We start from the raw sequence: 11,051 nt of genomic DNA, 5'->3' as shown, positions 1-11,051 counted from the left end.
CCGCGGCGCAGCGTGCCCATGATCACGGTGTCGGCGGTGCCGGTGGTGTCGCCCAGGTCCGGGGCGAGCTCCTGGAGGCCCATGGTCAGCACCGGGTGCGGGCTCATCTCGACGAACGTCTTGGGCCCCTGCTGCAGAAGCAGCCGGGCGGCGGGCTCGAACCGGACCGTGCTCGACATGTTGCGGTACCAGTACGCCGCGTCTAGCTCGCGGGTGTCGAGGCGGCCGCCGGTCACCGAGGAGTGGAAGGGGATGCGGGAGGGGCGTGGGGTGATGGGCAGCAGGCCGCTGACGACCCGTTCCTCGATGGCGTACATCAGGGGGGAGTGGGCGGGAACGTCCACCGGGATCATGCGCGTGCGCACCTGCGCGGCGGTGAGGTCGGCCACCAGGTCCGCGACGGCCTCGCGGGCACCGGAAACGACTGTGCTCCGGGGTCCGTTGACGGCTGCGACGGCGAGCCGCGCCGGGTTGTCCTCGGTCCACGGAGCGATTCGGGGCAGGAGCTCATCCGGCGTGGCGGCGACGGAGACGAGCGCGCCGGTCCCGGCAAGGGTGGTCTGTGCCTGGCTCCAAAGCGTCACCACGCGTGCGGCGTCGGCCAGGGACAGGCCTCCCGAGACGTGGGCTGCCGCGATCTCGCCCAGGCTGTGTCCCAGCACCGCGCACGGCTCGACCCCTTGCGAGCGCCAGAGGGCGGCCAGGGAGATCATGACGGCGAACAGGGTCGGCTGGACGACGTCCACCCGGTCCAGCCCGGGAGCGTCCGGCGAGTCCCGCAACACCTGCTCCACCGACCAGTCGACGTAGGGCGCGAACGCGGCTTCGCAGGCGCGGACGCTCTCCCGGAAGACGTCGGAAGCGTCGAGAAGTTCCCTTCCCATGCCCGGCCATTGCGGGCCCTGCCCGGGAAAAACGAAGACGACGCCGCCGTCCGCCTCGTCGGCCACTCCGAGGACCTCCCCTGCCGCAGGGCGGGGTTCTTCCCCGCCGTCCATCCTCTGCACCTGAGCTGTGTCCTCACCGCTAGGCAATGCTCGGCGGCCGTGCGGACATGATGAGAGCTGCAATGCAGCGTCGAAGAATGAAAGGAGCGCGAGAAATCCGCTGACGGCCGGGCATCAATGTCTTGAACGTCTTCAACTCTTCAAAGCTAATGACGGCGCGGCGGCGGCGAATACCCCTATCCACCCCTGGGCTGTGCCGTTCCCAAGGGTGTTCATTTCTTAGGGGATCGGGGTGTCTGCATAGCTCGGACAAGTGGCAGAAAAAGGTCTACGTTTCCTGGAGTAGATCGCCACGACAGCTGGGCCGCCCGGCCCGGATTGCGGAGGTTCCCGACCATGATGGCCGTCCCGGAGCAGACCCCGCCCTCTTCCCTGGAAGTGGGGGACTACTACGACCGTTTGACCGACCTCATGAATCGTGCGCTGGGTGGGAACACCCACCTCGGATACTGGCCGCAGCCGGGGGACGGCAGTTCACCGGGCAAGGCCGCCGACCGGCTCACCGATCTCCTCATCGGCAAGCTGAGAGGCATCACGGGCCGCCGGGTCCTGGACGTCGGCTGCGGTTCCGGAAAGCCGGCGGTGCGGCTCGCCCTGAGCGCGCCCGTCGATGTCGTCGGCGTGACGGTGAGCGAGGTTCAGGTCGGGCTGGCGACCGCTCTCGCGAAGCAGTCGCACGTGGCGGACCGGGTCGTGTTCACCCGTGCCGACGCGATGGAACTGCCGTTTCCCGACGGGTCCTTCGACGCGGCGTGGGCCCTGGAGTGTCTCCTGCACATGCCCAGCCCCGCACAGGTGATCCGGGAGATCGCCCGGGTGCTCCGCCCCGGCGGCCGGCTGGCCGTCACGGACGTCGCACTGCGCGCCTTCGGGCGGACCGGCATGAAGCGCGGGGAGTGCACGTCCCAGTTGCTCGCGGTCCCGGCCCTGGTGCACATCGACGAGTACGCCGGAATGATCGCCGACGCCGGGCTGGAACTGCATGAGCTGACCGACATCGGCGATCAGGTCGTCGGCCCCTCTTTCGCCGCGCTGCGTGACCACGTGAACGAGCACCTCGACGAGTACGCGGCGGCCTTCGGGATCGGCGTCGCGGAGATGCGGAAGGTGGTTGCACAGTGCACGACGCTCCCCTGGACGCCGGACATCGGCTATGTCGTGCTGACCGCCCGGCGCCCGGGGGAGTGATGCGGCAACGCTGTCGACGCGCCGCTCACTCGGCCGGCAGATGCCGGCTCAGCCAGGGGATTTCCGTCATCAGGTGCAGGGCCCTGTCCTCGGCCTCGCAGGCGGCGGATTCCACGCCGAGGTCTACGGCACCACGGTCGGCGGCGGTCCGGGCCGCTGTCGCCGCGGTGGCCGCTGCCTGTGCGACGGCCACGGTCTGGGCCGCGATGTCCCTGGTGCGCCGGGCCACGGCGCGCAGGTCGTCGAGGGTCTCGGCCGCTGCCGTTGTGGCGTCCGCCGCGACGGACGCGGCGTCGGCCCAAGCCGAGGCCGCCGAGGCCGCAGCTTCCGCGGCCGCGGCGGCCTCGGCGGCGGCAGCGTCGCGTGAACTCGCCGCCAAGGCCCTCTCGGCGGCCGTCCTGGCGCGGGTGGCGGCCGCCGTGGCGGTATCCGCGGCGGTCATGATGGCGGCGGTCACCGCGGCCGGATCCATGGCGTCGGCCACCGGCCCCGGCTCACGAGCCGCGCGGGACGTCTCCGCCGCGGCGGCGCGGGTGGCGCCGCGAGGCACTGGGCGCGTGATCCGGCGCTCAGCCCGCGCCGGGCGTGGCCCGCGTACGGGGCCGCCGCACCGGCCTGCGGGGGCTCGGAGACGCGTTCGGGTCGGGACACAGCGCCTCGCGGCGTTCCTTCGCGTCCGCCCTGATTGAGGTCGGTCACGCACCATCCACCTTTCCTGACGTGGGAAACCGGTCCGTTCTGCCTGGGGCCGGTATGGCCTGTCTGGGAACGGTACGGCGGTGCGTGAGTGCGGCCGCGGTATTCCCGTTGCCGTCACTCGAATGGTGGAATCGCTCATCACTTCAGGAACACCGTGCCTGCTTTCCGAAAAGGGGAATTTCATCGTGGCGGATCTCAAGGGAAGGGCGGCTCTCGTCACCGGAGCCTCACGCGGAATCGGCAGGGCGATTGCCCAACGGCTCGCCGCGGAAGGTCTTCTGGTGGCCGTTCACTACGGCAGCCAGGAAAAGGCGGCCGCGGAAACGGTCGAGGCCATCGAACGGGTCGGCGGGGAGGCCTTCCCGGTCCGGGCCGACCTCCGCCGCGACGACGCCGTCGACACCCTGTTCGCAGAAGTCGAGAACCGTCTGGACGGGCGCCCGCTCCATGTCCTGGTGAACAACGCCGGGGTGCAGTCGCCCCCCGCACCGGAGGGAGCCGGGGGAAAGGGTGAGGACGTCACCAGCGTCTCCGGCGTCACCGCCGCGGAGTTCGATCACCTGTTCAGGATCAATGTGCGGGCCCCGTTCTTCATCATCCAGCGGGCCCTGCGGCTCATCGGTGAGGGCGGACGCGTCATCAACGTCTCGTCCGCCCTCACCCGGATCGCCTGGCCGCTCCTGCCGTACGCCATGAGCAAGGGTGCCCTGGAAATGATCGCGCCGCGCCTGGCCCTTGAGCTCGGCGCGCGCGGCATCACGGTCAACACCGTCGCTCCCGGGATCACCGCCACCGACATGAACCGCGCGATGCGCGATGTGCCCGGGGTCGAGGAACGCATTTCCGCCCTCACCGCGCTGCGCCGCCTGGGGCGTCCAGGGGACATCGCCGGTGTGGTGGCCTTCCTCGCCTCCGACGAAGGCCGTTGGGTCACCGGTCAGTTGGTGGATGCGAGTGGGGGGCTGTGCATCGCGCCCGCCATGTCGTGAGGCGGAAGACGAGCACACGTCGGCCGGGACGCCCCCCCTCCCGTGGTCAGTTGGCCTGGTCCGCGAGGTGTCGCAGACGGGTCGGCAGCTCCCTGCGGCGGGTGATGTTCAGTTTGCGGTAGACCCGCGTCAGATGCTGTTCGACCGTGCTGACGGTGACGCAGAGCCGGCCGGCGATCTCACGGTTGGTGTTGCCGCCCGCCGCCAGTGTCGCGACTCGCATCTCGGACTCGCTCAGCAGGGCCTCGGTCGCGGCCGCCCTTCCGTCGGGCCCCCGGTCCTTGGTGCCGCGACTGGGCAGGATGCTGTCGCACAGGGCCTGGGCTCCGCACTCCTTGGCCAGCTGCCAGGCGCGGCGGACCGTGGCGCTCGCCCGTACGGGCTCGTTCCGGCTGTGATACGCGGCGCCGAGATCGGCCAGTGCGCGGGCCAGCGCCAGGCGGTCGCCGGAGCTCTGGAGGTCACTGACCGCCTCGCTCAGCAGCCGGAGCCGTTCCGCCGGCGCCGCGGTCTGGGCCCGCAGGCGCAGCGCGGTGCCGCGGACGTACGGGTTGCCGCTGTGCGGGGAGACGAGCTGTTCGGTGAGGAGTTGGTCGGCCCTCTTCGTTTCCCCGAGCCGGAGGAACGCCTCCGCGGCGTCCGTACGCCAGGGCAGCAGCACCGGATGGTCCAGTCCCCACTCCCGCGCCACCCGGCCGGCGGTGAGGAAGTCGCGGACGGCGGCGGGCAGGCGGTTCATGGCCAGGTGGAAATGGCCCCGGGCCCGCAGGTACCCCAGGCCGTACACACTGTGGAACAGCGCCTCGGGAACCGGATGGCTGAGCAGTTGCGTGGCTTCGTCGTAGCGTCCCATCGCGGTGCAGGCGAGGACCTGGCAGGCCAGCGGACCGCCCGCGAAGACGCTGCGGCTGTGCCCCGGTACGTGTGTCAGTGCGCGCTGGGCGCACTCCTTGGCGTCGGCGAGCAGGCCACGGCACAGCGAGAGTTCGGCCCGCACCGCCAGGAGGTGCGCCTGCCAGCCGGGACAACGGCGACGGGTGGCCTCGCCGAGCAGGCGGTGGCACCAGATGTCCGCGGTGTCGTACCGGCCCGTGCGGGCGAGGATCCGCACGGCGTTCACCAGGAGCACGAGGGTGCTGTCGGTGAGCGGGGAGGACCGCAGTACCTGTTCCGCGGCGTGTGCGGCCGCCTCGCTGGTGCCGTTTCCGGGCAGGGCCCACAAGGCCGCTGTCGGCTGCTGGCCACGGCCGTCCTCCGGCCGGGGCTGCGGGGCACCGGACTGCCGGGGCAGGAACGGCTTGTCGGCGGGATCGCGGCGGGTGCCGGGATCGCGGCGCGCGGCGGGATCGCGGCGTGCGGCGAGGTGTGCGGTCGACGGCCACGGAGCGGCCATCGGGAAGCCGCCGTCCGCGCACAGGCCGCGCGCGTCGTCGGCGGCGTTGAGCCGGTCCATCGCCTCCCGCGCTTCGCCGAGGCGGCCGTGGTTGACGAGCAGAGGGACGAGTAAAGCCGTCTGATGGCCGGTCAATTCTCCTTCCCGCAAGGTGGCGACCAGGTCGGCGAGGTGCTCTTCCGCCACCGCGATGTTGGTGCGCCCGAAAGCGGCGGCGAGCCTGATCCTGATCTCCGGACGTTCCCGTTCCCGGACACAGGCCCCGTAGGCGAGTTCCAGGCAGGAGACCGCCGACGCCACGTCGTCCTGCGCCAGCGACTGCTCGGCGGCGTCACGCAGCACGGACACCGCCCAGGGGCCCGCCGCATGGCGGGCCGCGAGAAGGTGGCGGGCGACGTCCCGCGGCGCCGCGCCGTCGTGGTGCTGCAGCGCCGCCGCTCGGCGGTGCAGGTGGGCACGGCGGCTCGGGTCCAGTGCGTCGAGCGCGGCGGCCTCGGCCACCGGGTGCCGGAAACGGCCGGAGGTGGTCAGCCCCGTCGCCTCCAGCGCACGCAGCCCCCGGGTGACCGACGCGGGACTCGCGCCGAGCAGTTGGGGGAGCAGGTCGGCGCGCGCACGCCCGCCGAGGACGGCGAGGGCGCCGGCCGTCTGCCTGATCGCCGTCTCCGTGCGGGACAGGCAGGCCAGTACGGACTGGTAGAAGCGGCCGCCGACGACCGGGCGCGGCGGGGCGGCCTGCGGCGGGGAGTGCAGCGCGGAGGGCTCCGCCGGGCGGGGTGCCGAGGGGGCGTCGGCCTCGCTGTGCTCTTCGAGCAGGGCCCGCAGCAGCAGCGGGTTGCCCCCGGTGACGGTCAGGCAGTAGTCCGCCGGCGGGGGCGCCGTGGGCCGCGCGCAGCGGTCCGAGACCAGCCCGGTCACTCCGTCCAGGGACAGGCAGTCCAGCGTGATGCGTTCGAAGGCGGTCTGACGCATCAGCTCGGCTTCGAGTACCGGGTCGGCGGCCGGACTGCACGCCAGGGCGGTGCACAGCAGCAGGATCCGCGAGGTGGGGGAGTGGCGGGTGAGGCGCATCAGACAGTGCAGCGACTCCGGGTCCGCGTCCTGTACGTCGTCGATGCCGATCGCCAGCGGGGCGCCGGCGGCGAGGCGTTCGAGGGCGCCGCGGACGTGTTGCACCGGCATGGGGCGGACGGCGGTGCGGGCGGTGTCCTCGGGGGCGGGGTCGTTCAGCAGTTGCTGCAGTACGCCGAGGGGTTGCCGGTGGTCCGCGGGAAGCCCGGCGGCACGCAGGACGGCGAAGCCGGAGGCGGCGGCGGTGTGCAGTGCCTCGCCCAGGAACGTACTCTTTCCACAGCCCATTCCGCCCTCGGCGACGAGCAGTTTCACCGTGCCGGCCGCGCATTCGGTAAGGGCCAGCCGCAGCGCGCGGAACTGTGTTTCCCGGTCGACGAGCGTGAGTTCTTCTGGTTTCCGAGGGGGGTGCAGACAGGAAACTCCCTGCATGATGTTCTTATTTCTCCTTTTTCCAAGAAAGCGTGTCTCGGGGATTTCGATTGCTTGAGCAAAAGCGGTCGCGGCCGTGCGGGCTGGGTTGATCAGCATCAGAGGTGATGGTCAGTGTTATGAATTTGCCCTGGTGGGCGGGGTAGTGTCAAGGTCGCTGACTTTGATGATTAACTGATGATCGTGGGATTCTGAGGTGGTGTTCGCGAGGGTGAAGGAGTTCCTTCCTGGAGACATCCGTGCCCCGGATGGCGGTCCACAATTCACGAGTGGGATGCGCAGTGGGTCGCGTGCTGCAACACCGAATGGAATACCGGGTGACCGGTATGTATGGCGGTGCGGTGACCGCGGAAACGGCTCGGGCGGATTGACCGCCCGAGCCGGAGGAGAAGGCCATCGCCGCACCCGCGAGCAAGGGTCCAGAGGGACGGCGGCGCGAAGGCGGCCTGGCCTATGGGGAGTTCGGAGGACCAGGCGTCAGGCGTCCCGTCGGCGCAGGACCAGGTAGCCGCCGGTCAGGGCGGCGGCAGTCCAGGCCAGCAGGATGACGAGAGCCGTGCTGGGCCCGTAGTCGGGGCCGAAGCGTCCGTCGCCGGGAGGTCCGGCAATACGCATCAGTTCCAGGCCGGCCTGGTCGGGCAGGTACTGCAGGACGGGCTTCAGGGCGGGGACGTTGCCGAGTCCCTGGGAGCCGAGGAACAGCAGCGGGAGAAGGACGCCGAGCGAGATGGCCGAGCTGCGCACGATGGCCGCGATCCCCATGGACAAGGTGCAGATCAGCGTCAGGTAGACAATGGCGCCGACCACCGCAGCCGGGACCCCGTGCGCAGTGAGCGTGATGCCGTACGGGCCGAGGGCCGCCTGCGCCCCCGCGAACGTGACGATCACGGTGACCGTCGAGCCGGCGAGGGCGGCCAGTGTGCCGGCCAGTACCTTGCCGCCGTAGAGCAGCCCACGCCGGGGCACCGCGGACAGTGACGTCCGGATCGATCCGGAAGAGTACTCGGAGCCGACGAGCAGGACGCCGAACACAACGAGGGCGAGCTGCCCGAGGGTCACGCCGTACAGGCCGGCGAAGAGCGGACTGAAGTTGACGACGCGCTCGATGTGGCCACGCCAGCTGAACGCGACAACGGTGCCGAGGCCGGTGCTGAGCACGAAGGCCAGCAGCAGGGTGAAGCTGGTCGAGCGTACGGTCCACACCTTGATCCACTCGGCGGCGAGAACCGCTCGGGGCGAGTTGCTGGTCATCGGCGTACTCCTCCCGGCGACTCCGCCCGGTACTCGACCGCGGCAGCGGTCAGCCGCATGAACGCCTCTTCGAGAGACACGGTCTTCCGCGTCACCTCGTGCACCGTCACGGCGTGCGCCGCGACGAGTTCGCCGATCCGCTCCGCGGCGGCGGCCACCTTCAGGCTGCCGTCGGAGCAGTCGGTGACCGTGATTCCCGCGCCGACCAGCACGTCGCGCAGCCGCCGCGGTTCCGGAGTGCGCACCCGCACCCCCACGTCCGTGTACCTGTCGATGAACTCGCTCATGCTGGTGTCCGCGAGGAGCCGACCGCGGCCGATGATGACGAGGTGGTCCACGGTGAGCGCCGCCTCGCTCATCAGATGGCTGGACACGAAGACGGTGCGTCCCTGTGCCGCCAGGTCCCGCATGAGGTGCCGCAGCCACAGGACGCCTTCCGGGTCGAGCCCGTTGACCGGCTCGTCGAGCACCAGGACGGCGGGGTCGCCGAGCAGCGCCGCGGCGATTCCCAGCCGCTGACTCATGCCCAGCGAGAACGTCCCCGCCCGCCGGCGCACGGCGCTCCGCAGGCCCGCCAGCTCGATCACCTCACGGACGCGGCGGGGCGGGATCCGGTTGCTGCGGGCCAGCCAGCGCAAGTGGTTCAGCGCGGTTCGGCCGGGGTGCACCGCCCTGGCGTCGAGCAGTGCCCCCACCGTCCGCAGCGGGTCGCGGAGCCGCTGGTAGGGCGCGCCGTCGATGCGTACCTCGCCGGCCGTCGGGCGGTCCAGGCCCAGCATCATGCGCATCGCGGTGGACTTCCCGGCGCCGTTGGGGCCAAGGAATCCGGTCACCCGACCGGTCCGTACCTGGAAGGTAAGACCCTCCACAACGGTGGTGGTCCCGTAGCGCTTGGTCAGATCCGTGACTTCGATCATGCCGGTGATGGTCCGTGACGACAGGCTCCCGCCGCGTCCCGCTCGGGGCTGACTGCCCCTTCTCCACCCCCGGTTGGAGAATGACCGCCACCCGCGGCCGCGCATCAGGCTGCAGGAGGAGCGGCTTTGACCACCGCTGGACGGAGGCGGAGCGGCGTACGCCTGGATATGGTCGAGCGGTGCATGCAGGTACCGCGGTGGACCCCGACGACCATCCGATCCTGGCCCGGCGACTGAGCCGGCGCCGACTCATCGCCCTGGACGGCGTGCTCGTATTCGCCTACGCATGCGCGCTGCTGTCGACCGGGCCGACAGGCATCTCGTCGTCGTCCGCGCCGCCGCTCCCGGCCCCGGTGCCGTGGGAGCGGCTCGTGCTCATCGCCGCGGCCACTGCGCCTGTCGCCGTACGGCGGATCTGGCCGTTGCCCGTGTTCGCGGTCGTGCTGGCGGTGACCGCCGTGGCCGTCGTGCGGGACGCGGCGTGGGACCCGTTCCTGTCGGCGGCGTTCGCCCTCTACACCGTCGCCGTCACGGTGCCCTCGCGCCACTGGTGGCAACGCTGGTTACCCGGCCTGGCGATCGCTTTGCTGACCGTGGCCGGCCTTGCCGGAGCAGCGCGTGCCGGCGAGGCCTTCTGGTGGCGCGGCAGCCCCGGTCTGCTGCTGCTCGGCTTCGCCGCACTGCTCGGCGCCTGGCAACTGGGACGCGCCGCGCGGCAGAGGCGCGCATTCGCCGTCCGGGCGGCCGAGCAGCTCGCACAACGGGCCGTCACGGAGGAACGCCTGCGGATAGCCCGCGAACTGCATGACGTCGTCACGCACAGCATGGGCCTGATCGCGGTCAAGGTCGGCGTCGCCAACCACGTGTTGCACATCAGGCCGCAGGAGGCGTACGACGCGCTCCAGGTCATCGAACGCACGAGCCGCACCGCGCTGAACGACATGCGCCGGATGCTCGGTGTGCTGCGTACGTCCGAGGGTGAGCGGCAGTCAGCGGCTCTCGGCCCGCTGCCTGGCGCCCTTGCTCTCCCTGACCTCGTCGGGCAGGCCGGCGCGCAGCTGACTATGCGCGGTGTCGAGAGTCTGCCCGACGGAGTCGCGCTGGCCGTCTACCGGATCGTGCAGGAGGCGCTCACCAATGTCGCCAAGCACGCCGGCCCGGAGGCCCGCTGCCGGGTGGCGGTCGATGCGAACGGCCACGGCGTCCGGCTCGAGATAACCGACGACGGAGGCGACCGGAGCCCCCTCGCGCCGAAGCCCGGCGGCCACGGAATCGTCGGCATGCGCGAACGCGTCGCCCTGTACGGCGGCACCTTCGCCGCCGGACCGCGTCCAGAGGGCGGCTTCGCGGTACACGCGTCCCTGCCGTACGAGGAGAACACATGACCCGGCCCGCCGATCCGCCCGGTGCCCCGGTCCGGGTCCTCATCGCCGACGACCAGGCGCTGCTGCGCGGCAGCCTGCGGGTGCTCGTCGACACCGAGCCCGGCCTGGTGGCCACGTCGGAGGCGGCGACCGGCACGGAGGCGGTGCGGCTTGCCCGGCAGGATCCGCCGGACGTGGTCCTGATGGACGTGCGGATGCCCGAAATGGATGGCATCGAGGCGACCCGGCAGATCTGCGGTTCCCCCGAGACCGCGGACGTCAAAGTGCTGATCCTGACGATGTTCGACCTGGACGAGTACGTCTACGCCGCGCTGCGGGCCGGTGCCAGCGGCTTCCTGCTGAAGGACACGCCGCCCAGCGAGTTGCTCGCGGCGGTACGGGTCATCGCCGCCGGCGAGGCGCTGCTGGCACCGGCCGTGACGCGGCGCCTGATCGCGGAGTTCGTCCACCGCCCGGAGCCCTCGCGACCGCTGCGTCGCACCCTGGACGGCGTGACCGAGCGCGAACGTGAAGTCCTCACCCTCATCGCCTGCGGCCTGTCCAACACCGAGATCGCCGAGCGGCTGTATCTCGGCATTGCCACCGTGAAGACCCACGTCAGCCACCTGCTCACCAAGCTCGCCACCCGCGATCGCGCTCAGTTGGTGATCGTCGCGTACGAGAGCGGCCTGGTCACGGTGGCGCGACCACCGATCGGTTCCTGAGGGGCGCCGGCGCAC

The 11,051-nt window shown here is 71.2% G+C and carries 8 protein-coding genes and 1 pseudogene; 4 read left to right on the top strand and 5 right to left on the bottom strand.

Going from position 1 to position 11,051, the window contains the following annotated elements; genetic code table 11:
• Positions 1-17: 17 nt before the first annotated feature.
• Positions 18-884 (bottom strand): annotated as a pseudogene (locus tag SAVERM_RS46030) (acyltransferase domain-containing protein); the annotation flags it as partial.
• A gap of 459 nt (positions 885-1,343) precedes the next feature.
• Between SAVERM_RS46030 and SAVERM_RS05175 the strand changes: the two are divergent.
• Complete coding sequence (locus SAVERM_RS05175) at positions 1,344-2,195, top strand: SAM-dependent methyltransferase (protein ID WP_010982375.1); 852 nt, start codon at positions 1,344-1,346, stop codon at positions 2,193-2,195.
• Positions 2,196-2,220: 25 nt separating this feature from the next.
• Here SAVERM_RS05175 and SAVERM_RS42195 read toward each other — a convergent pair whose 3' ends face one another.
• Positions 2,221-2,745: a hypothetical protein gene (locus SAVERM_RS42195; RefSeq protein ID WP_148663780.1), complete on the bottom strand. Its 525-nt coding sequence runs from the start codon at positions 2,743-2,745 to the stop codon at positions 2,221-2,223.
• Between the two features lie 229 nt (positions 2,746-2,974).
• Between SAVERM_RS42195 and SAVERM_RS05165 the strand changes: the two genes are divergently transcribed.
• Positions 2,975-3,883: an SDR family oxidoreductase gene (locus SAVERM_RS05165; protein WP_010982374.1), complete on the top strand. Its 909-nt coding sequence runs from the start codon at positions 2,975-2,977 to the stop codon at positions 3,881-3,883.
• A 46-nt stretch (positions 3,884-3,929) separates the two neighbouring features.
• Here the strand turns inward: SAVERM_RS05165 and SAVERM_RS05160 are convergent, their stop codons facing one another.
• From SAVERM_RS05160 to SAVERM_RS05150, 3 genes are all read right to left on the bottom strand, one after another.
• Positions 3,930-6,779 carry a helix-turn-helix transcriptional regulator gene (locus tag SAVERM_RS05160; protein WP_010982373.1) on the bottom strand — a complete coding sequence of 950 codons (2,850 nt, stop codon included), beginning with the start codon at positions 6,777-6,779 and terminating at the stop codon, positions 3,930-3,932.
• Positions 6,780-7,256: 477 nt separating this feature from the next.
• Positions 7,257-8,030, bottom strand: a complete 774-nt coding sequence (locus SAVERM_RS05155; protein ID WP_010982372.1) for an ABC transporter permease — start codon at positions 8,028-8,030, stop codon at positions 7,257-7,259.
• Entirely contained in the window at positions 8,027-8,947 is a 921-nt protein-coding gene (locus SAVERM_RS05150) for an ATP-binding cassette domain-containing protein (RefSeq protein WP_037651595.1), read from the bottom strand. Before SAVERM_RS05150 ends, SAVERM_RS05155 begins: the two co-directional genes overlap by 4 nt.
• Positions 8,948-9,126: 179 nt before the next feature.
• On the opposite strand from SAVERM_RS05150, the gene SAVERM_RS05145 reads away from it, so the two are divergent.
• Both SAVERM_RS05145 and SAVERM_RS05140 read left to right on the top strand, forming a co-directional pair.
• A complete protein-coding gene (locus tag SAVERM_RS05145) occupies positions 9,127-10,332 on the top strand; it encodes a sensor histidine kinase (RefSeq protein ID WP_242432294.1) in 1,206 nt (401 codons plus the stop codon).
• Positions 10,329-11,036: a response regulator gene (locus SAVERM_RS05140; RefSeq protein ID WP_010982369.1), complete on the top strand. Its 708-nt coding sequence runs from the start codon at positions 10,329-10,331 to the stop codon at positions 11,034-11,036. The genes SAVERM_RS05145 and SAVERM_RS05140 overlap by 4 nt, the downstream gene beginning before the upstream one ends.
• Positions 11,037-11,051: the final 15 nt, after the last annotated feature.

The organism is Streptomyces avermitilis MA-4680 = NBRC 14893, assembly GCF_000009765.2.
GTDB lineage: Bacteria > Actinomycetota > Actinomycetes > Streptomycetales > Streptomycetaceae > Streptomyces > Streptomyces avermitilis.
This window is presented reverse-complemented; position numbering and strand designations above follow the sequence as displayed.

Excerpts from the sequence above, each read along its gene's own strand:
- SAVERM_RS05175 (WP_010982375.1), top strand. The coding sequence starts at position 1,344 with ATGATGGCCGTCCCGGAGCAGACCCCGCCCTCTTCCCTGGAAGTGGGG.
- SAVERM_RS05160 (WP_010982373.1), bottom strand. The coding sequence starts at position 6,779 with ATGCAGGGAGTTTCCTGTCTGCACCCCCCTCGGAAACCAGAAGAACTC.
- SAVERM_RS05155 (WP_010982372.1), bottom strand. The coding sequence starts at position 8,030 with ATGACCAGCAACTCGCCCCGAGCGGTTCTCGCCGCCGAGTGGATCAAG.
- SAVERM_RS05150 (WP_037651595.1), bottom strand. The coding sequence starts at position 8,947 with ATGATCGAAGTCACGGATCTGACCAAGCGCTACGGGACCACCACCGTT.
- SAVERM_RS05140 (WP_010982369.1), top strand. The coding sequence starts at position 10,329 with ATGACCCGGCCCGCCGATCCGCCCGGTGCCCCGGTCCGGGTCCTCATC.